This window comes from Streptomyces prunicolor NBRC 13075 (assembly GCF_000367365.1).
GTDB classification, from domain to species: domain Bacteria; phylum Actinomycetota; class Actinomycetes; order Streptomycetales; family Streptomycetaceae; genus Streptomyces; species Streptomyces prunicolor.
The window spans coordinates 59,425-79,752 of the sequence record NZ_BARF01000084.1 but is presented as its reverse complement, the minus strand read 5'-3'; the positions used below and the strand labels follow the sequence as shown (position 1 = coordinate 79,752).

Sequence of the window (20,328 nt, the reverse complement as noted above, 5' to 3'; positions counted from 1 at the left end):
TGCCCTGCCGGGGCTGCCCGGATGAGAGGAGGTGAGGCAGATGCCAGCAGCCGGACTCCGTAAGCGCGTCGACCCGATCCCGGGTAACCCGTCGCCGTACGGCATCCTCGGCGGTTGCGTCGAGATCGAAGACGTGGCCGACGTGCACGAGCTTCTCGGCACCGAGTGGATGCCGCTGTCCTGCGCGGCGGCGCACGACTGGGAGTGGTGCCCCGACGGCAGCAGCACACCCGGCCCGACGATGAAGACGTTCGAGCGGCCCGGCGTGTGCTCCGCCTCGCCGATCACGATCTACGCCGGCGTCACCTGCGGCACGGTCGGCTGGCCGTACGACGAGGCCGTGCAGCACGCCCGCGAGACGCTCCGCATGGGAGAACAGCGGGCGCTGGAAGAGTGGTTCATGCGGGACGTCCTCTGCGACATGTCCGTGGACCTCACCCCCGGTGCCGCAGTCCCCGTCGCGCAGGGCGTGGCCGCGCTCGAAGGGTGGCTCGCCGAAAACTACGGCGGGCAGGGCCTCCTCCACGTCCCGGCCGCCGCCGCAGCCCTGATGGGCTGCTGCAACGTGGTCACCCGCACGCGGGACACCCAGTGCCCGGAGACCCTCATGGGCAACGGCGTCATCTTCGGGGCCGGTTACGCCCTGAACGTGGGCGGTGCGGACTGCACGCAGGCCCCGGACGGCGAAGCGTGGCTGTACGTGACTGGGCCCCTCCGGGTCCGCCGCGAGGCGCCCGCGATCGTGCCCGGCACCGACGCGGAGAGCTTCCGCATCACGACCAACGACCGTTTCGTCCTCGCCGAGCGCAGCTTCGTCATCGAAGTCGCGTGCTGCGAGGCAGCAGCCATAAGGGTGTCGCTGTGTCCGTGCTGATGATCACCGTGCAGCCGTCGAGCACCATGCGCGTGGAGTTCGCCAAGTGGGCCGTCCGGCAGACGCCGAAGGTCCGCACCTGCGCCCCGAGCGCGTTCTCGGTCCCGCCTCACCTGTTCACGCACATGCCCGAGGAGCTCCTCATCGGAGCCACCGTCGACGGGCATCCCTACCGGTCCCCGCTCGAAGACGAGGCCCTCGCCGCCGCGTCGCAGTGGCACACCGGCGTCCCGGGCGAGCCTCTGCCCGAGGTTCCCGAAGCAGCGTACGGGCCCGACGCTGTTCAGCTGCCGGAGCCGGAGCAGCGGCCGGCCCCGGCTGGTGCCGCGCCCTCAGAGGGGGAGGGCGCGGCCATCGTCTGCGACGTCTGCTCCCGGCCGTTCGGTACCGCGCGCGGCCGTGACACCCACCGCCGCCAGGCGCACCCGGAGGTGGAGTGATGGCAGTAACGCCCATCCCATGCGCCTGTGGCGGCGGCGGTGGCGGCACAGGGGAAGCGTGCTGCGCCCCGTCGATCACCTCGACGCTGCTGTGCCGCCCGGACTGCACCACGATCATCGTCGTCGTCGAGTCCGGGTGCACCGGTTGCGACGCGCCGCCGACCCAGCCGCAGGTCGTCGGCTGGGTCGACCCAGCCACCGGCGCTTTCACCGTGGGCCCCGCCCCGGCCGATGCCGCGCCGTGTGACGGCTGCGGCGGCTGTGTCGACACGATCTGTGTCACCCGCTGCGACGACACCACCGGGGACGGTGCTGCCGACACCACGTACAGCGAGCTGTGGTGCGTCAAGCAGGACGGCACGACCGAGCTGGTCCTCACCTACCAGGATGACCCTTCAACGCCCTACACGCCGACCAGCCCGGTCGACTGCGAGTACGGCAGCGTCGAGTGCCACACCCAGCTGCTGTGCCACGCCAGCGGCCCGTTCCTGCGCCGCTACACCTTCCTGAACGGACAGGCGACGTTCGAGGATGTCGCCCTGGACGGGCAGACCCCGCACATCGTGACCGGCACGGTCGGCGTGTGCACCCAGGACTGCGTCGACACGATCTGTGTGACCCGCTGCGACGACACCACCGGGGACGGCGCCGCCGACACCACGTACAGCGAGCTGTGGTGCGTCAAGCAGGACGGCACGACTGAGCTGGTCCTCACCTACCAGGACGACCCGTCGAAGCCGTACACGCCGGTTGCGCCAGTCGACTGCGAGTACGGATCGGTGCAATGCCATACGCAACTCCTGTGCGATGACGGCGGCCCCTTCCTGCGCCGGTTCACGTTCCTGTCCGACGGGACCGCGTCCTTCGTAGACGTCGCGCTCGACGGTGAGACGCCGCACATCGTGTCCGGCACCATCCGCGACTGCGCCCAGACCTCGGACTGCGACCAGCCGCGCGAACCGGCCGCCACCGTGGGCTTGTGTCTCGCCGACGGGACCCCGATCGCCGTCGTCGTCACCCGCGACTGCCAGGGCGTCACCCGCGAAGAGGGCTGGATCAACCTCACGACCGGCGCCTACTCGACCGGACAGCCCCCAGCCGGGGTCATGGCGTGCGGCGAGTCCCGCAGCATCACAACGACCGGCACCTTCTGCGACGTCGACGCGAACGGGAACGTCGTCGGCCTGGTCCTGATCGAGTACACCTACGCGGCAGACGGCAGCGTCTCGAGCGTCCGCCTCGTCGACGCCACCACCGGCCAGACCTACACCGCGCAGGGCACGATCACGACCTGCCCGGCTGGCGTCGACCAGCCGGAACAAGACCTCGTCGTCCTCTGCGACATCGCAGCGGACGGCACCGTGACCCGGTTCATCCGCGACTACCGGCGCGACGAGAACGGGCAGATCGTCGGGCACACGGACTACACGCTCGCCGGGGCGAACTACCAGCCGACGGGCACCGTCGACGTCTGCGAAGGCGCGCCCACGGAGCCATGCCGCAACAGCAGCACGCTCCTCCTGTGTGACCTGCCGACCGACGGCACGCCGACCCCGACCGTCACAGACAACGACCCAGGCCCGTACTACCCGTACAGCACCGGTGTGGCCACGGCCGGCGCCCAAGTGCTGTGGGACGGCGGCACGCTCACCCTCCCGCAGGCTGCGGGGCCGCAGCCGGGCACGACCGGCACTGTGCGCACCGCCGCGGCGACCATCCAGGCGCCGCGGCCGGTCTGCGACGCCGGTACCGCCCACGTGTCGGTGCAGGTCGACGCCGCCCAGCTCGGCCCGGATGACGGGTGCGCCTCCACCGGTTTCATCGGCCTCTACAACGGGCCCGGCGACGCGAACCGCATCGCCCTGGACCTCGCCCCGAAGAACACTCCCGCCGGGTGGACGGGGACGCTCACGGTCGAGGCCGACGTCCCGGCCGCCGACCTCGCCGCCGGGAACATCACCGTCCTGCTCGCGTTCGACGCCTACGACGACAGCGGCGGCATCTGCCCGGGGGTGCGCCACACCTCGTGGCAGCTGTCCCAGTTCCACGCAACCGTCGTCTACGACCAGACCGGATGCGCTACGCAGTTCGTGCGCAACGTCATCACGGACTGCGAGACCGGCGCCGTCCTCACCGTCACGGACACCACCCTCGACGGGCAGCCGTACACGGTCACCGGCGAGCCCGGCCAGTGCCAGGCCGGCGGCGGGGAGTGCTGCCCCGAACCACCGTGCCCGGCACGGAACATCGTGCAGGCGGAGAAGTGCGACGACACGGACGGCGACGGCATCGCCGACGCCTGGTACGTCGAACTCCTCGGCGTCGACTGCACGGGCACGCCCACCCCGCTCGGCACGTACACCTGCGACCTGTCGGCGCCGTACACGCCGGTTGCGCCGGTCGACTGCGACGCGCCGGACCCGGTCGTCGAGCGCCCCGCAGGCGTCCAGGCACACCGCGTACAGCTCGTCCCGGGCAAGGTGTGGGACGCCTCCCAGTACGGCACGCTGCGCGCTATCCAGGCGACCGCCCGAGGCGGCACCGGCACCGTCACCACCGCTGACGGCACGAGCGCGCTCTTCGACGGCGAGACCGCCCAGTGGTCCATCACCAGAGACATGGATGTGCGGCTCATCGGGCCACTGACGATCACCGCGACGACGGGTGCTGTCGTCGTCAACTGGACTGAGGGAGTAGACCTGTGAGCGGTTGCGGCTGCGGCCAGACCCCCATCATCATGAGCGCCACTCCGGCCGCCGCGCGGGTCGACGTGGAAACGGTGCTGCTGTGCGACGTCCTCGCGGACGGCACCGTGGCCGGCCTCGCCCTCGTCGAGCCCGTCTACGACACGAGCAGCGGCGCCCGGGTCGGGACACGGATCGTCAACCCGACGACTGGCGCCCCGTACACGCCGACCGGCACGCTCGGCGTCTGCGGCCCCCAGAGCGACCAGTGCGCCCGGCAGATCAGCACGCGCACCCGCTGCGACGACACCAACGCCGACGGCACCGGAGACGTCACCTACGTCGAGGTGTGGGCGCTCGACCCCTGCGACGGCGGCGCCCCGCAGCTCCTCGGCACTTACCGAGACGGGGACTTCGCGCAGCCTTACACGCCGACGGCCCCCGCCGACTGCCCGGACGCCACCGCGGACACCCCGGTCGTCCTGGGAACGGTCTGCTACGACGCCGGCGGCGGAGCCACGCGCACTGCGGCAGTCCTGAAGTGCGCTGCGTGCGGCGACCCGGCCGTCTCCTACCTTGACGCGGAGACCGGCGCGACGCTCACCGCGCCCGCTATCGTCCCGTGCCCCGCCGCGGCGGACCGCTCGACGCAACTCCTGTGCGACGTCCAGGCGGACGGCAGCAGCGTGCCGTTCCTGCGGACGTTCACCAGCGACGGCACGACGACCACCACCGCGGACGCTCTCCTCGATGGCGTGACCGCCTACACCCCGACCGGCACCGTCGGCGCGTGCCTGCCCGTCAGCGACTGCGCCTCTCCGACCACTCCGACGGCCACGGTCGGGCTGTGCCTCGCGGACGGGACGCCGATCGCCGTCACCGTGGTACGGGACTGCACCGGCGCCGTCACCTCCGAGGGCTGGATCAATCTCACGACTGGCGCGTTCTCCGCAGGGGCTCCGCCGGCCGGGACCCTCGCATGCGGCGACTCCCGCTCCATCCAGGTCTCGGGGACCTTCTGTGATGTGGACGCGGCTGGCAACGTCGTCGGCCTGGTCCTCATCGAGTACAGCTACGACGCGAGCGGCGCGATCGCCTCCGTGCGCCTCGTCGACGCCACCACCGGCACCACGTACACCCCGCAGGGCACGGTCAGCGTGTGCCCGGATGGAGTGGACCAGCCGGAACAGGACCTCGTCCAGCTGTGCGACACCGCGGCGGACGGCACCGTGACCCCGTTCGTCCGCGACTTCCGGCGCGACGAGAACGGCGCCGTCGTCGGCTTCTCGGACTACACCCTTGCCGGGGCCGCGTATACGCCGAGCGGCACGGTCGGGGTGTGCGACGCCTCAGCCGAGGAGATCGACCACCTTCAGCAGGTGCTGTGCGATACGGCGGCGGACGGCACAGTGACTCAGTTCCTGCGGCACTGGACCGTCGACAACACCACCGGCGCGGTCACGGCCGCCGGGGACACCGCTCTCGACGGGACCACCGCCTACACGCCGACCGGGACTGTCGGCGCCTGCCAGTCCTGCACGCGGCAGATCGTCGAACGCTGCGGGTGCGACGACACCGACGGCGACGGCCTCGGTGACGCCACGTACACCGAACTGTGGGCTGTCGACCCGTGTGGAGGGGCCGCTCCCGAGCTGCTCGGCACCTACCTGGACGGTGACCTCACCAAGCCGTACACGCCGACCGCGCCCGTTGAGTGCACCACCGCCGACGTCCTGCCTGCGCCGCTGAGTACGGGCGTCCGCAACGTCACCGGCACCACGGCACAGGACATCGCCGCAGCGTTCCCGAGCCTGCAGAGCGTCACCCTGAGCGTCCTGAGCGGCAGCGTCCTGGCCACGATGAGCGACGGCACGAACGTGACGATCCCGACCGGGATGACCATGACGTGGTCCGTCGCCCAGGACAGCGACACCGCCCTTGCTGCCGCCGAATTCGCGGGCGCTACAGCCGCCGCGAACTACCTCCTCAACTGGACCTGGAAGTGAGGCGCTGATGAGCGACGAGACCCCCGAGACCACGCCGCGCCCGGCGGGTGGCCCGCGCTACTTCATGAAGGACGGCGAGGGCGTGCAGGTCGTCTACAACCTGAGGGACCCGGCGCCGTACTTCGAGCTCGGCTATGTGGAGGTCGACGAGGCCGCCTATCTCGCGAGCCTGCCGGACGCCTCTACCTCGCCTTTCCCCCCGGCCCCGGTCGGTGACTGATGGCCGGTAGCTGCTGCGGATCAACTCGCGTCGTCCCGCGTCTGGATCCGGCGCCCTGTAACGCCCTCGAACAGACGGCGTCAGGACTGCTGGTGCCGCGCACCGAACTGGCCGGCATCGCCCCCGGAACAGCAGTCGGCACTGCGCGGTCAGTCGACGTAGACGTGACGGCCCCCGCGGCGGGGGCCTGCCCGGAGACGTGGACGGTCGGCGCCCGCCTCACGCCCGTATCCGGGCAGACCTCGGGGGTTGTGTCCCTTGACGCTGCTGCCGCCAACACGTGGGTTCCCGTCACCGGGGCGCAGCTGGTGCTGCCGGAGGCCGGCATCTACGAGGTGGTCGCCGACGTTCAGGGGTCCATCGGGTGGGCGGCCGGTGTCAGCAACGCGATCATCGACGCCCGAGTCTTCGACGTCACCGCCGGCGCCCAGGTCCCGCTGACTGCACGGCGAATCATCCTGTTCACCGATCAGACCGCCACGGGCACGACCGGAATCCAGGCCAACGCCTCGGCGGCGGCGCTGTACCAGGTGGCCGGCCCGACAACGATCCGCGTTGACGGGTCATGGCGTACCGACGCCGGAACCACCTCACAGAAAGTCGTCTGGGCCACGAACTTCCGCTTCAAAAAGGTGAGCGACTGATGGCCGGAGCCTGCGGTCGTACGTACCGCATCGACCCGAAGCTGGATTCGGCGGCGTGCAACGCCCTGAAGGAAACCGCGAGTGGCCTGCTCGTGCCGCGTACAGAGGTCACGGGCATCGCCCCAGGTGGCGCTGTGTCGACCGAGCGCTCGGTAGACGTGGACGTGACACCCCCGGCCGCCGGGGCGTGTCCGGAGAACTGGACGGTGGGGGCCCGGCTAACGCCGGTGTTCGGGTCCCGTAACGGCGGTCAGGCGGACCTGCGCACGTCGGCTCAGGGCCAGCAGGTGGTGATGCCGTTCAGTCAGGTGCTGCTCCCCGAGCCGGGCGTCTACCGGCTCACCGCCCACGTGTTCGGCCTCGCCACGTGGAATTTCAACGGCCGGCACATCGCGTCCATGTCGGCTCTGTGGTTCAACACCGCGACGAATGCGTTTGTCCCCGGCAGCCCGCGGTGGGTGCTCCTCCACGACGAACCCGGCACGGTGAACCCGGAAACCGGCCTCAAGAGCATCGGCGGAAACGCGGTGTGCGAAGGGTTCGTCACCATCACAGCGCCGACGACGTACGAGATCCGAGGGCTGCGGGGCACCGGCGACGGGGGAACGCTGGCCAACGCCAATCTCCAGCACTACCTGACCGGCGGCATCCCCCAGCAGGGGATCTTCTGGCAAAAGGTGAGCGACTGATGACCGGTACCGCCGCCAGTGTCGACACCGGCGGTCATGGCTTCGCCGTACTACCGGCAGGCGTTGACCTCGGGTCGGCCGCCTCTGGGGCATGGGTCGACCTTGGGCTGTCCCTCGCGCTGCCCACGGCTGGCACCTACCACCTGGACGCGGTCGTCCGGGGCAACCTCGGCAACATGTCCGCCGGTGAGAACGCGGTCGTCCTCGCCCGACTGTGGGACGTCACCGCGGGCGCCTTGCTTCCCGACAGCGAGGCCATCGTCGTACAGATCGCCGAGTACGCGCCGGGTGCCGCGACGGCCTTGCAGTGGAACGGCTCCGCCGCGATCAGCGTGGAGTACAAGCCCACATCGCCGAGGACAGTCCGGCTGGAAGCCGCCCGGGTCGACATCGCGGGCACCACCGAGGTGGCCGGGATCGGTTCGGACACCCTCCAGCGCACCACCCTGCGGTACGCGCGCGTCGCGTAACCCCCCACCCCCTTGGAGGCTTCATGTCCGGAACCAGCGAGATCTTGTACGACGTCCAGGCGGACGACACGAGCACCAGGGAGCTGTACACGTGAGCGGAACCAACGCCGCGGTCTCCCTGGACTGCCCGACCACCCTCGCCAACGAGTGCTGGAAGATCCCCGGCTACCGGTACGTCACCTACGACAACTCGGCGGCCACCCCGTGCGGCGTCTCGCAGATCAACGGCGCGGACGCCGGGATCTGCGGGCGCCCGAACGTCCGCATCACGTCGTGGATCATCAACGGCCGCAACGTGATCGCCGACCCGTTCACGGACGGCTGGGACAACTGCGGTGTCCCGTTCCTGTCCGACCTGGCCGCCACCCTCAACACCTGGGATCCTTTCGCCGGCGGGTGGACCATCGCCGTCTCGGACTCCTGCGCCTACCACCTGCGTTCGCGGGCTCTGCCCCCCACCGGCACCAAGTACGGCGTCCTGAAGGCCGTTGACATCGACAGCGGCGAGACGCTGACGTTCACGCCCGTCGACACCGTGGTGGCCGACCAGTTCTTCCGCCGGATCACGGAAGTCGACTGCTCGGGTGCCTCGTCCGTGCGGTGGGTGAATGACGCGGGCGCCACCGTGGCCGCCCCGGACCCGGCTCAGATCGTCGAATGCTCGGTGCAGACCGCCCCGGGCGCCCGGCCCACTCCAACTCAGCGGGTACGGCCGCGCATTCAGCGGTACACCGGAACCCAGAGCTCCGTGGACTTCGACGACTACGGCGCCGACCCCCAGTCCGTCACCCTCACCGTCCTCGCCGGCGCTGTACGCGTTCGAGCCGTTGGCTCCGGAGCGACGAGCACCAGCGGCCCGACCTCCTACGGCGACGACGTCACCGTGCCCGCCGGAGTCACCCTCACCTGGGCCGTGGACGGCGACACCACCGACCTCGCCCTGGATGGTGCCCTGTTGTTCACGGGGACCGCCGCGGGCGCGGACTTCATCGTCCACTGGACCGAGCACATCTACACGGACACCGACTGATGGCCACCTCCAGCAGTATCCGCATCGTCGAGGACGGTTTCGCCGTCCTCCCCGCGAACGTCGACCTCAACGCGGCACCGTCGGGAACGTTCGTTGCCACTGGCCTGGTGCTCACGCTGCCGAGCGCTGGCACGTACCAACTCGACGCAACCGTTCGGGCATTCCTCGGCACCATGACCACCGGGGAAGGGGCGTACATCGTTGCCCGCCTGTACGACGTGACCGCCAAGGCTGTCATCCCCGACAGTGAGGCTCTCGCGCATCAGCTGCTCGTCGGGGCCGGCACTTCGGGAACGCTCCTCACCTGGAACCGCACAGCGCCCATTCAGGTTCGGTACACGATCCCGGGCGCCCGCACGATCCGGCTGGAAGCCGCCCGGGTCACCCAGAGCGGCATCACCGATAGCGCATCGGTGAACTCGGATGGCAACGGGCGTACGACGCTGCGCTACCAGCGGGTGGCCTGACCATGGAGGGAACGCAGCTTTGAGCGCGCCTGGTATGCGCATCCTGGCACTCCTGCCGACGCATGAACCGCCCGCGTACCTGAGCGCCATGGCGGCGGCCGGACATGAGGTGCATCTCGTCACCACCGTCCGCCAGCGGGAGAACCCGCGCGAGGTGGACGGTGTGCAGGTGTGGCCGCTCGGCTACTGGTGGCGGGCCAAGCAGGCCGCCCGCCCCGACGTCCTTGTGACGGTGGCCGACGACCGGCAAGCCGCACGCCTCATGCCCAACCTGCGACGCGTGCCGCAGCTCGTACTGCCGCACTACGACGCGGATTTCGGCGTGTTCGAAGAGGCATGTATCCGGCTGCTGCCCGCCCACCGGCAGGCGCAGGCCCGAGTCGTCGTGCCGGACGACCCGCTCGCCGGGCAGGTGACCAAGGTGGTGGCGTGGATCCACTACGGGGTGCCGTACCGGCGCGCAGGCTCAGAAACGATGCTGCACACGATGATGCGCGCCCTCCAGAATGCGGGCATGGGCGTCCTCGTCGTCTGCTCGTCGATGCCCGAGGCGCCGCCATCGTGGGAGGTAGACGGCGTCCCCTACATACACCTTGCGCCGCGCGCGGCCGACTTGCTGTTCCGGTCGATGCGTCCACAGGTGATGGTGACGCACCACGACTACGCGGCACGCGCTACCGGCCTGGCGCGCGAGATCGGAGCACGGCCGGTGCTGCTGATGCACTCCGACCACGACTACTCGGCACGGTCGATGCAGGCCGGGCCTGACCTGATCGTCTACAACACGGAGTGGGTGAGGGCCTCACTCGCCACCCGGTACCTGGAGGTCGACCGGACGCCGTCCCTCATCGTGCATCCGCCCGTCGTCCCCGACGAGCACCGGGCGCCGGCCACGGGGGACCGGGTCACCCTGGTCAACCTCAGCTCGGACAAGGGCGTGTACACGTGGCGGGCGGTCGCCCGCGCGCTGCCGAAGCTGCCGTTCCTCGGCGTGACCGGCGCGCACGGTCGGCAGGTCACCGGGCTGGTACTGCCGAACACGCAGGTGATCCCGCAGACGTCGGACATGCGCGGCGACGTGTGGGCGCACACGCGGGTGCTGCTGGTCCCCAGCGTGTACGAGTCGTACGGCATGGCGGCCGTGGAGGCGCTCGCGTCCGGCATCCCCGTCATCGCGCACCCGACCCCGGGCCTGCGCGAGGCCCTTGACGACGGGGCGACGTTCATCGACCGGAGCGACGCCCGCTCCTGGGCGGCGGCCGTCAAGGAGCTGTACCCCGACGGCGACCGCCGCGCCGAGGCGACCGCCGCCGCGCTCGCCCGCAGCGCGTTCCTCACCGACAGCATGAGCACGGAGCTGAAGCAGTGGGTGGAAGCGGTGCAAGCGCTGGCCTAACAGGCAATAGGGCAATCGGAGAAGAGCCGTGACCTGCTGAAACGAGGTTGCCGCCGCGTGACGGTCCAGCATCCGTTTTCTGTCTCTCCCAACTCGGTGCACAGGGTCCAGTTTCGTGAGGGGTGGAGGCTTGTAGAGGGCGCTCACGGCGGGAAGAATCCCTCTCACGGATCGTGAGGCCCGCTGCGAAGAGCGGTCTACGGGCATGAGGGGGAGCGACCGTGGGGGACTCCGGAGCTACGCGCGGCGCCGGCGATCGTTTGTTGGAATGGGTTGGCGGATGCGGCTGTACAGCAGCCCTCTTGTTCGCACTCGGCCTCCTGTTCCTCGTTCTCTCTCCGGGAGGCGCCTGCGGAGCTGCCGGAGTCGACCCAGGTCCTGATCAGGCGGTGTTTCGGGCCAAGGTGGTGGATGACCGGAAGCAGCTCTTCGACGGAACACTCAGCTACCGGACCAGTCTTACGGCAGTCGTCGATGACTCCGCGACTTATCGGATCAGTCTCACGGCAGAGGCCGCCTCGCGCACGACGGCTCCGGTTCCCCCAGGTGTGGAAACCCGCCAATTCCAGGTGGGCGGTGTCGAGGGAGCCGCGCTCTCCTCCACCAATCGCAGCGTGCAAGTTGAGCTCCTTGCTGATAACAAGACGAAACAGGTCATCGCCGAGCCTGGTGACACCGTCAATTGGCAGTGGACCGTATCGGCGAGCGAGCCTGGGGACTATGAGCTTGTGCTTGTCCTCACTACGTACCAAGGGGACTCCGATAGGGCGCTCGACACGCTGACGCCGCCCATCACGATTGACCTCACGGTGAGCGACTCGTGGTCGCACAGGATCGACTCGATGCAGACGTTCTTGATCACATTGGGTAGCGTCGCAGCCGCGTTGATGGCCGTATTCGCATTCCGGGCGCCGCTGGTCGACTTCATAAGGAACCGTAGGGATTCCAGGCGGCAGCAGCACCGGGACCAGGAGGACGAGAGGGACGGATACAGGGACGGATTCCTGTGAGGCACGCAGCTCATTGAACTCGGACCGCTGTTCCGTCGCCCGCCTGGGCCTAGAGTCGCCCTGCGCCAAGACGGACGTGACCGTGGGCGTTGATGGGTTCTGGCGAGGCCGTCTGGGTGCGCCACCGGGATGGCCCGTCACCTCCCCTGAACGCTGTTGGCGCCCCGCTAGTTGCGTGCGCCGCAGCTAGACTGTGCTGCGTCGCTGGTTGAGGGCCGGACTCCTGCAACACCCAGGAGTCGCGGCATGTCCTGTCCCCTGATCGCGAACGCCGACGTCATTCGGATCACGCGCGTCGACCAGTGCGGTAACCCCGTCTGCGGTGACGACAACGCGTTCGTCGCCGAGTGCTTCAGCAGCATCGCGATGAACAACAACGTCGACGACGGCGACGACATCGAGTACAAGGCCGCCAACGGGAAGGTCTGCGGCTTCCGCAAGGGGTGCCCGACGTTCCGGGGCTTCGACATGGAGCTCAACATCTTCAGCGTCTCGCCGGAGATCCTGGAGCTGCTCACCGGTCAGCCTGTCGTCCTCGGCTACGACGGGACCCCGATCGGTGTCGACACCTGCGGCGTCGCCTGCAAGACGGGCTTTGCCCTCGAACTGTGGGCGGAAGTCCTCGGCGAGGAGTGCGCCGACGGCGCCCAGGGCCAGTGGCTCTACTTCCTGCTGCCGTGGATCAGCAACGGCCTCCTCGGCGATCTGGAGGTCGGCTCGGAGGCGGTGACGCTTCAGATCACCGGCTCGACCCGTGCAGGCGGTTCGTGGGGCGTCGGTCCGTACGACGTCATGCCGGTCGACGCAGCCGGCACGCCGGGCCCGATGCTCACCCCGCTGGGCGCTGACTGCCACCGCCGTATCTTCCTCACGACCACGCCGCCGCCCAACCCGTCGTGCGAGTACCAGCCGGTCCTCTGCGGCTCCATGTCGGCGTGATGGAGCCTTTGGACCTGGTCGTGCCGGTGAGGGAGGGCGCCAACAACGAGCAGCTGCGGTACGCGCTGCGCTCGTGGGCGGCCAACCTCCCGCACCGGCATGTCTGGATCGTCGGCTACCGGCCATGGTGGGCGGCCGGCGCCGCCCACATCGCCACCCATCAGCGGGGGCTCCCCGCGTATGCCAACACCACCACGGCGGTACGCGCCGCGTGCGAGCACCCGGAAGTGTCGGACCCCTTCCTGTGGGCGAACGACGACTTCTTCGTCATGGCCCCGCAGCCGTCGCCGTTCCCGGTGCTCCACCGCGGCCCCGTCCGGGAGGTGTTCGCCCAGTACGGCACCCGCTCATCCGCCTATGTGGCCGCAATGCGGGAGACGCACGCCTTCCTTACAGACCTTGGCTACGAGGATCCGACGTCGTTCGAACTGCACGTGCCGCTCCCCGTGCACAAGGACGGCATGCTGCGGGCGCTGGAGGCCGCGCCGGGCCACGACGTGCACAAGCGCACCGTGTACGGGGTCCTGAACGGCGTCACCGGCACTGCGATGCGGGACGTCAAGGTTGCCCGCCGCGGCCCCCAGTTCGACGCCTCGTCGCCGTTCCTGTCGACGACTCCGGACTCCTTCACCAACGGAGCCGTCGGCCGGTTCATCCGCGAACGGTTCCCCGACCCGTGCCGGTACGAGAAGCACGGGAGGCGCTGACCCATGCCACTGCGTATCGGCCCGTGCGAGCCGTGGCCGTTCGACCCGGTGTGCTGCAACCTCCCCGAGGGCGTCGACCAGGAGGTCATCGACAGGCAGCGCTCCGTCGCGACGTTCATCCTGTGGGCGCTGTCCGGCCGACGCTGGGGCCCGTCATGCCCCTACACCGTGCGGCCGTGCCGCCGGGCCTGCCTGGACGCTTACCCGCTGACCGTGCGCTGGCAGACGGCCGGCCCGTGGATCCCCTACCTCGGCCGCGACGGGGCCTGGCGCAACGCCAGCGTCTGCAGCTGCAAGTCCGACTGCTCGTGCGGCGAACTGTGCGAAGTGCGCCTTGAGGCCCCGGTGCACGACGTCCTGGCCGTCCAGGTCGACGGCGAGACCCTGCCCCAGGACGCCTACCGAGTCGACTCCGCAGGCCTCCTTGTCCGTACAGACGGCGGCTGCTGGCCCGACTGCCAGGACATGGCCGCACCGTGCGGCGACCCGAACACCTTCTGCGTCACCTACCGGGTCGGGCTGCCGCTCGACGAGGCGGCAATCGCCGCGTTCAGCGCCCTGGTCTGCCACCTCGTCAAGGACTGCTCGGGCGGCTGCGGCTGCAAGGTCGCGTCGAACAAGAACCTCAGCCGTCTGTCCCGGCAGGGCGTCGACCTGGAGTTCGCCGACCCGACGGTCATCTACTCGGAGATGCGGACCGGCATCCCCGCCGTCGACATGTGGCTGACCGCCGTCAACCCCTACCGGCAGACCTCCCCGAGCCGGGTCTACAGCCCCGACTTCAAGCGCCCACGCATCCAGATCTGGCCGTAGGAAGGGACCACCGTGCCGCTCCTGCCGCTCGCCATCCACGAGGCCGCCTCCGACCTCCTTGCATGCGTGTGCGCCACCCTTGACGACCTCGCGACACAGATCGAGGACTACCCGGGCTGCCCGACGTGCCGACGCTGCCTCGTCCCCGGTTTGCCCGCGTGGGACGAGTGCGCCGACCCGTGCACTGGCGACGTCGGCGGTCAGCTCACCGTGAACCTGAGCCGCATGTACGGCTCGACGAACTTCCCCGCCGAGGACAACACCCCCCAGAACGTACGAGGTTGCACCCCGCCGTTGTCGACGGCGGTCGAGCTCGTCGTCACGCTGCTGCGGTGCGCGCCCGGCCCTACGGAAGAGGGATGCGCGCCGTCGTGCGAGGAACTCGAGGCGGCTGCCCGCGTGACCCACATCGATGCCGTCGGCGTCTTCAACGCGATCACTTGCTGTCTCGCCGCCACTGGGGGACGAGGACGGCGGCGTGGACGGCCGTACATCCTCGGCCGCCAGCAGACCCTCGGCCCGCAAGGCGGCTGCGTCGGCGTCGAACAGCGTGTCACGATCGCGCTGCCCGGCTGCAAGTGCCCGGAGGCGGACTGTGAGTGTTGAGGTACGGATCGAGCGCGGCCGGATCGCGCAGCTGCTACGCCTGCGTGGTGGCCGGGTGGAGCGGAAGCTACGGGAACGCACGGCGCGGGTCGCGCGGATCGCCGAGGCGGAGGCGCCTGGCTCGATGGGCCGGTACATCAGCTGGGACATCCAGGAGGGCCCGCGCGGCCTGGAGGGCGTCATCACCTGCGACCACCCGGCCACACTGTTCGTCCTGAACGGCACCCGGCCGCACCTCATCCGGCCGCGAAGGCGTAATGGGGTGCTCAGGTTCGAGGTTGACGGGCACGTGGTGTTCACCCGGCTCGTACGGCACCCCGGTACGCGGCCCAACAACTTCCTGGCGCGGGCGCTGCGGTTGGGCCGCTGAGTTGTGCGACTACTCTCATGGATGCCGCTGGTTTTGGGCCGGGCATGGAGCGGGAGACAAGGACATGACCCGTGCGGAAGACGATCCAGCTGTACACCGAGCCCCACGTCGTCGAGGTCGGCCCCTACGAGCTTGAGTTCGAGCCCGAGGTCATGGGGGACCAGTTCGTCGACGCGTACGCCGAACTGAGCGAGGCGCAGAAGGCGAAGGGCGTCGACCTGGAGAACCTCGAAGACGCCGACCCCGCGGCCCTGCGGAAGACGATGCGGGCAGTGCGGGTATTCCTGGCCCGGCAGATGCTGCCCGAGACGTCCGAGCTGTTCCTGCGCCTGGACGTCGTCAAGGGCGGCGAGGTCCTGGAGTCGTTCCAGGACGGCGACGAGGCGCAGGCCTTCGCCGCCAAGCACCCGGGCGCCGTCGTCCGCGACGCGGTGCGCCTGCCGACGCGGGCGGTCGCCGAGATCCTCGAATTCACGGTGGAGCTGTACGGGGGTGGGAACCGCCCTACTGGGTCGTCTTCAGGCTCTGCGCCCAGGTCGCGGCCTGGTGGGAGGCCTGGGACGGGGCCCTCGCCCTCCAGGGCATCAACCCGCACGAGTGGCCGCTGAAGCGGATGCTCAACGCGGCCGAGGCGCAGATCGAGGCCGGGGCGAAAGACGACAGCGAACGGGCCCGGAAGCGGGCTGAGTTGTACGCGCCGCCGAAGGGCTACCGGGCGCGTACGGGGGCGTCTGAGCGGCCGAGAGCGGCCGCGATGAATGTCAACGACGCCCAGGCCCTCATGGCTGCGATGGCCAGTGAGGATGCGCGGCTGAGAGGCCGCTAGCAGATAGTCTTGAAAGCCGGTTACCCCAGGTCGTAAGGGGTGGCCGGAGCCGACTGGTTCAGGGCCGGGCAACCACACGCGAAAGCGGGGTTGCCCGGTGGCCGGCGAGGACGAGGACTACGGCTCAGCTCGCATAACGATCGACCTCGATGACACCGGGGTTGTCGCTGACGCGCAGCAGCTTGGGCAGCGGATCCAGGCGGCCCTGAACCGGGCCACGAACGGCATCGCGCGGCAGATCCGGCGGAACCTTCAGGACAGCCTCCGCGCCGTCTCGGTGCAGATCCGGGTAGAGCCGGACCTGACCCGGTTCGACGCCTCGCTGCTGCGCCAGCTGCGGCACCTGGACTCCATCGACATTCCGGTCTCGCCGGACCTGTCCCGGTTCGATGCCCGGCTCCTGGCCGGGCTGAACGGGATCGACTCGCTGAACATCCCGGTGGCGCCGGACGTCAGCGTGTTCATGGCCCGCCTGCGGGCCGCTCTCGCTGACGAAGAGGTGTCGATCCGGGTCGTCCCCGACCTCGACGACTTCGACTCCCGCATACGGGCGCACAACGCGCCCAACGTCCGCGTCAACGCGGACGTCGACACCAACCGGTTCACGCGGTCCCTCGCGGGGCTGAGCCGGATAGCGGGCGGTATCGGCCGGACCCTGGCGGCTGGGCTGCGGTTCGGGGCGATCGGTATCGCGGTGGCGGGCGCCGCGCAGGGCGTGGCGACGCTGGTCGGCGCGCTCGCCCCCGCGGTGGGCATCGTGGCGGCGGCCCCGGCCGCGTTCCTCGGCCTCCAGGCCGTGATGGGCACGCTGAAGCTCGCCCTGGACGGTGTAGGCAAGGCGTTCTCGACCGCGCTCACCGGCAACGCGAAGCAGTTCGAGACCGCCCTCAAGGGGCTGTCCCCGGCGGCCCAGGCAGCGGCGAAGGAAGTACGGGCGCTGAAGCCCGCATTCGACGCCCTGAAGGCGAGCGTGCAGGGCGCGTTCTTCAAGCCGCTGAAAGGCGACATCGAGGCGGCGGCGAACGCCCTCGGCGGGCCCCTGAAGACGGGGATGACCGCCGTCTCGGCCGAGTTCGGCCGACTGGCCTCGTCGGCGCTTGAGTTCGCGAAGTCGTCGGCGTCGGTGAAGCTCGTCCAGGGCGTGTTCGCCGGGCTGAAGACCGAGATCGCCGGGATCAGGTCCGACAGCATCGAGCGGCTGCTGACCGCCGTCGCGAACTTCACCCGGTCGACCCTTCCTGGGTTCACCGGCCTGGGTAGCGCGATCGACGGCGTCGCCAACAAACTCGCCGCGTTCCTGGAACGGGCCACCAAGGCAGGCAGCGGGCTGACGTGGATCCAGAACGCGCTCACGGTCTTCCAACAGCTCGGCGGGATCGCGCAGAACGTCGGCTCGATCCTGTCCAGCGTGTTCTCGGCGGCCGGCAACGTCGGCGCCGGGTTCCTCGCGAACATCCAGACGATCACCGGGCAGGTCGCGGCATTCCTGAAGACCGCCTCCGGCCAGTCGGCGGTCGGGAACATCTTCGCGACGATCGGGACGATCGCCCAGCAGCTGGGGCCGATCCTGTCGGCGCTGGTGACGCAGATCGGGCAGATCGCGCCCGCCCTCGGCCCGGTCTTCGCGACCCTCGGCCCGGCGATCACCGGCCTGATCAACGCGCTCGGCCCCGCCCTGGCGGCGATCGCGCCGAGCCTTCAGACCGTCGCTGCCGCCCTGTCCGACGCCTTCGAGTCGATCGGCCCCAGCCTCGGCCCGCTCGGGCAGGCGATAGCGCAGGTCATCACCGCGCTCGCCCCGCTGCTGCCGCTCGCCGGGCAGCTCGTGTCGATCCTGGCGACCGCGCTCGCCCCCGTTCTGTCGACACTGGCGCAGGCCTTCCAGCCGATCATTCAGGCTGTCGTCGGCGCGCTCATGCCGATCCTGCCGCCCCTGGCTGACGCCTTCGTTCAGCTCGTCACGGCCCTGACGCCGCTCGCGACTGGCATCGGGCAGGCGATCGCGCAGGTCTTCCAGATCCTCGGTCCGGTCCTGACGCAGGTCGCGGACGTGATCGCTCAGGTCGTCGTCGCCCTGGTGCCGCTGATCACCGCGCTCACGAACGCGCTGCTGCCGATCCTGCCGCCCCTCGTCGAAGCGTTCGCGGCGATCTTGCAGGCGATCGTTCCGATCCTGCCGCCGGTCGCGCAGCTCGTCGCCGCCCTGGCCCCGCTGCTGGTGACGATCACGAACCTGCTGGCGCCGGTGCTCCAGATCGCTGCGGCGTTCGTGTCGTGGACGGCGATCAACATCGTCGTGCCGATCATTCAGGCAGTCGTCGGCATCCTGACCGGCCTGTTGACCGCGTTGACGTCGGTCGTCACGTTCATCACGAATCTGCCGTCGCTGATCGTGGCGGGCCTGTCGGCACTCGGCTCCCTGATATCGACCGCTTTCACCGCAGTTGTCACGTTCTTCCAGGGTCTTCCGGGGATGATCCTGACAGCGTTGCAGGCGCTGCCAGGGCTGCTGAGCAACCTCTTCCATCTGGCGCTTCAGGCCGTGGGCACGGCCATCGGCGTCGAAATCGGCCTGGTCATCCTGCTGTTCACCCGCGTGCCGGGGCTGATCGTGAACGCGCTCGCCTCGCTCGGGTCGCTGCTGGTCCGCTTGTTCACGTCGGCGTGGAACGCGGGCAAGTCGGCGGTGTCGACGGGGATCTCGGCCGTCGTCTCGTTCTTCTCGCAGCTGCCGGGCCGCGCGGTGTCGGTCCTCGCGTCCCTGCCGGGCCGGGCGGCGTCGGTGCTGCGCTCGGCGGGCTCGGCCATGCTCGGCGCCGCCAGGTCGGCCGGCTCGCAGCTCACCTCGTTCTTCTCCGGCCTGCCGGGGAAGATCAAAGGCGCGCTGTCGGGGGCCGCGTCGGCACTCGTGTCCGTGGGCCGCAACCTCATCCAAGGCATGATCAACGGCGTCAAGGCGATGGCCGGGTCCATCGCTTCGGCCGCGAAGGAAGTCGTCGGATCGGCGATCAAGTCCGCGAAAAGCGTCCTGAAGATCAACTCGCCGTCGAAGGTTTTCATCGCGATCGGTAAGGGCGTCGGCGAGGGCTTCATCATCGGTATGACTGGCTCGGTCGACCAGATCAAGGCGACCGCGCAGAAGCTCAGCCAGTCCATCATCGCCGCCTTCAAGGGTAAGAACACCAAGCTGGACGACTCGCTGCTGAAGCTGGTCTCGGACGGCAACAAGAAGCTGACGTCGCTCGCGAACCAGCGGGACGCCATCGCGAAGCAGATCGCCGACGCGCAGAAGTTCGCCACCGACACCGCGGCGTCGGCGCTCCAGTCGTTCAGCCTCCAGAACCTCACGCAGGGCGGCGTGAGCCTGTTCAACATCACCGAGGGCCTGGACCAGGCCGTCTCCCAGGTGAAGGACTTCACGAAGCAGATCAACGACCTGTCCAAGCGCGGCCTGCGTAAGGACTTGCTGTCGCAGATCATCGCGCTCGGCCCGCAGCAGGGCGCCCAGCTCGCCGAGTTCCTGTCGAACCAGTCGACGGCCAGCTTGAAGGAGATCAACGACCTCCAGAAGCAGCTCGTGTCGGCGACGAACTCGCTCGGCAAGAGCGCGGCCGACGACCTGTTCGACGCGGGCAAGCAGGCATCCAAAGGCTTCCTCGCCGGCCTCAAGGGCCAGCAGAAGGACATCGAAGACCTCATGGTCTCGATCGCCAAGGCCATGCAGAAGAGCATCCGTGCCGCGCTCGGGATCCACTCGCCCTCGACCGTGTTCCGGAAGATCGGCGACCTCACCGGCCTGGGACTGCACGACGGTTTCCTTGGCCGCCTGGCCGACCTGGCGAAGGCGGCAAGGTCGTCGGCCCGCCGTCTCACGGACGCGGTCAGCCAGCCGCTCTCCAGCCTCGCCAGCACGGTGTCCGGGCCGGTGGTTCAGCCGTCCCTCGGCGACCTCAGCGGCGCCGGCCTCGTCCTCCCCGGCTCCGGGCAGCCCAGCGGCAGCGCGTTCAGCGCGGCGCGTACCGCGATCGGCGCGTCGGTCACGAACAACATCACCGTGCAGGCGGCCAACGACCCGGAGCAGACAGCCCGCGTGATCCTGCGGCGCATCGCGGTGGCGAACCTGACTTGAGAGAGGTG

General features: G+C 69.6%; 19 protein-coding genes. All 19 read left to right on the top strand.

Features of this window, described 5'->3' with window-relative positions; genetic code table 11:
- The first annotated feature begins 40 nt into the window (after positions 1-40).
- The 19 genes from SPR02S_RS35095 (at position 41) to SPR02S_RS35000 (ending at position 20,320) form a co-directional block, all read left to right on the top strand.
- Positions 41-874, top strand: a complete 834-nt coding sequence (locus SPR02S_RS35095) for a hypothetical protein (RefSeq protein WP_019061701.1) — start codon at positions 41-43, stop codon at positions 872-874.
- Positions 862-1,314 carry a hypothetical protein gene (locus SPR02S_RS35090; RefSeq protein ID WP_019061700.1) on the top strand — a complete coding sequence of 151 codons (453 nt, stop codon included), beginning with the start codon at positions 862-864 and terminating at the stop codon, positions 1,312-1,314. The genes SPR02S_RS35095 and SPR02S_RS35090 overlap by 13 nt, the downstream gene beginning before the upstream one ends.
- Positions 1,314-4,019, top strand: coding sequence for a hypothetical protein (locus SPR02S_RS35085; protein WP_019061699.1), 2,706 nt, complete (start codon positions 1,314-1,316; stop codon positions 4,017-4,019). Before SPR02S_RS35090 ends, SPR02S_RS35085 begins: the two co-directional genes overlap by 1 nt.
- A 32-nt stretch (positions 4,020-4,051) precedes the next feature.
- Entirely contained in the window at positions 4,052-6,004 is a 1,953-nt protein-coding gene (locus tag SPR02S_RS35080) for a hypothetical protein (RefSeq protein ID WP_158697935.1), read from the top strand.
- Between the two features lie 7 nt (positions 6,005-6,011).
- Entirely contained in the window at positions 6,012-6,224 is a 213-nt protein-coding gene (locus SPR02S_RS35075) for a hypothetical protein (RefSeq protein ID WP_019061698.1), read from the top strand.
- Positions 6,225-6,316: 92 nt separating this feature from the next.
- Positions 6,317-6,868 carry a hypothetical protein gene (locus SPR02S_RS35070; protein ID WP_019061697.1) on the top strand — a complete coding sequence of 184 codons (552 nt, stop codon included), beginning with the start codon at positions 6,317-6,319 and terminating at the stop codon, positions 6,866-6,868.
- The gene (locus tag SPR02S_RS35065; protein ID WP_019061696.1) at positions 6,868-7,557 is read left to right on the top strand and encodes a hypothetical protein; all 690 of its coding nucleotides are present in this window, start codon (positions 6,868-6,870) and stop codon (positions 7,555-7,557) included. Before SPR02S_RS35070 ends, SPR02S_RS35065 begins: the two co-directional genes overlap by 1 nt.
- Positions 7,557-8,027 carry a hypothetical protein gene (locus SPR02S_RS57015; protein WP_019061695.1) on the top strand — a complete coding sequence of 157 codons (471 nt, stop codon included), beginning with the start codon at positions 7,557-7,559 and terminating at the stop codon, positions 8,025-8,027. The genes SPR02S_RS35065 and SPR02S_RS57015 overlap by 1 nt, the downstream gene beginning before the upstream one ends.
- A gap of 91 nt (positions 8,028-8,118) precedes the next feature.
- Positions 8,119-9,057, top strand: a complete 939-nt coding sequence (locus tag SPR02S_RS35055; protein ID WP_019061694.1) for a hypothetical protein — start codon at positions 8,119-8,121, stop codon at positions 9,055-9,057.
- Positions 9,057-9,524 carry a hypothetical protein gene (locus tag SPR02S_RS57010; protein WP_019061693.1) on the top strand — a complete coding sequence of 156 codons (468 nt, stop codon included), beginning with the start codon at positions 9,057-9,059 and terminating at the stop codon, positions 9,522-9,524. The genes SPR02S_RS35055 and SPR02S_RS57010 overlap by 1 nt, the downstream gene beginning before the upstream one ends.
- Before the next feature lie 19 nt (positions 9,525-9,543).
- Entirely contained in the window at positions 9,544-10,920 is a 1,377-nt protein-coding gene (locus SPR02S_RS35045; protein WP_158697934.1) for a glycosyltransferase family 4 protein, read from the top strand.
- A 302-nt stretch (positions 10,921-11,222) separates the two neighbouring features.
- Positions 11,223-11,930, top strand: coding sequence for a hypothetical protein (locus SPR02S_RS35040; protein WP_158697933.1), 708 nt, complete (start codon positions 11,223-11,225; stop codon positions 11,928-11,930).
- 246 nt (positions 11,931-12,176) lie between these two features.
- Positions 12,177-12,869 carry a hypothetical protein gene (locus SPR02S_RS35035; RefSeq protein ID WP_019061690.1) on the top strand — a complete coding sequence of 231 codons (693 nt, stop codon included), beginning with the start codon at positions 12,177-12,179 and terminating at the stop codon, positions 12,867-12,869.
- The gene (locus tag SPR02S_RS35030) at positions 12,869-13,576 is read left to right on the top strand and encodes a hypothetical protein (RefSeq protein WP_026151135.1); all 708 of its coding nucleotides are present in this window, start codon (positions 12,869-12,871) and stop codon (positions 13,574-13,576) included. Before SPR02S_RS35035 ends, SPR02S_RS35030 begins: the two co-directional genes overlap by 1 nt.
- 3 nt (positions 13,577-13,579) lie before the next feature.
- Positions 13,580-14,389, top strand: a complete 810-nt coding sequence (locus SPR02S_RS35025) for a hypothetical protein (RefSeq protein WP_019061688.1) — start codon at positions 13,580-13,582, stop codon at positions 14,387-14,389.
- 12 nt (positions 14,390-14,401) lie between these two features.
- Positions 14,402-14,995 (top strand): hypothetical protein, encoded by a 594-nt coding sequence (locus SPR02S_RS35020; protein WP_019061687.1) that lies wholly within the window; start codon positions 14,402-14,404, stop codon positions 14,993-14,995.
- Positions 14,985-15,365 (top strand): hypothetical protein, encoded by a 381-nt coding sequence (locus SPR02S_RS35015; RefSeq protein ID WP_019061686.1) that lies wholly within the window; start codon positions 14,985-14,987, stop codon positions 15,363-15,365. The genes SPR02S_RS35020 and SPR02S_RS35015 overlap by 11 nt, the downstream gene beginning before the upstream one ends.
- Positions 15,366-15,436: 71 nt before the next feature.
- Positions 15,437-15,973, top strand: a complete 537-nt coding sequence (locus SPR02S_RS35010; protein WP_019061685.1) for a hypothetical protein — start codon at positions 15,437-15,439, stop codon at positions 15,971-15,973.
- Positions 15,974-16,288: 315 nt separating this feature from the next.
- A complete protein-coding gene (locus SPR02S_RS35000; RefSeq protein ID WP_019061683.1) occupies positions 16,289-20,320 on the top strand; it encodes a phage tail protein in 4,032 nt (1,343 codons plus the stop codon).
- The last annotated feature ends 8 nt before the right edge of the window (positions 20,321-20,328 follow it).

Excerpts from the sequence above, each read along its gene's own strand:
- SPR02S_RS35095 (WP_019061701.1), top strand. The coding sequence starts at position 41 with ATGCCAGCAGCCGGACTCCGTAAGCGCGTCGACCCGATCCCGGGTAAC.
- SPR02S_RS35085 (WP_019061699.1), top strand. The coding sequence starts at position 1,314 with ATGGCAGTAACGCCCATCCCATGCGCCTGTGGCGGCGGCGGTGGCGGC.
- SPR02S_RS35080 (WP_158697935.1), top strand. The coding sequence starts at position 4,052 with ATGAGCGCCACTCCGGCCGCCGCGCGGGTCGACGTGGAAACGGTGCTG.
- SPR02S_RS35075 (WP_019061698.1), top strand. The coding sequence starts at position 6,012 with ATGAGCGACGAGACCCCCGAGACCACGCCGCGCCCGGCGGGTGGCCCG.
- SPR02S_RS35065 (WP_019061696.1), top strand. The coding sequence starts at position 6,868 with ATGGCCGGAGCCTGCGGTCGTACGTACCGCATCGACCCGAAGCTGGAT.
- SPR02S_RS57015 (WP_019061695.1), top strand. The coding sequence starts at position 7,557 with ATGACCGGTACCGCCGCCAGTGTCGACACCGGCGGTCATGGCTTCGCC.
- SPR02S_RS57010 (WP_019061693.1), top strand. The coding sequence starts at position 9,057 with ATGGCCACCTCCAGCAGTATCCGCATCGTCGAGGACGGTTTCGCCGTC.
- SPR02S_RS35035 (WP_019061690.1), top strand. The coding sequence starts at position 12,177 with ATGTCCTGTCCCCTGATCGCGAACGCCGACGTCATTCGGATCACGCGC.
- SPR02S_RS35030 (WP_026151135.1), top strand. The coding sequence starts at position 12,869 with ATGGAGCCTTTGGACCTGGTCGTGCCGGTGAGGGAGGGCGCCAACAAC.
- SPR02S_RS35025 (WP_019061688.1), top strand. The coding sequence starts at position 13,580 with ATGCCACTGCGTATCGGCCCGTGCGAGCCGTGGCCGTTCGACCCGGTG.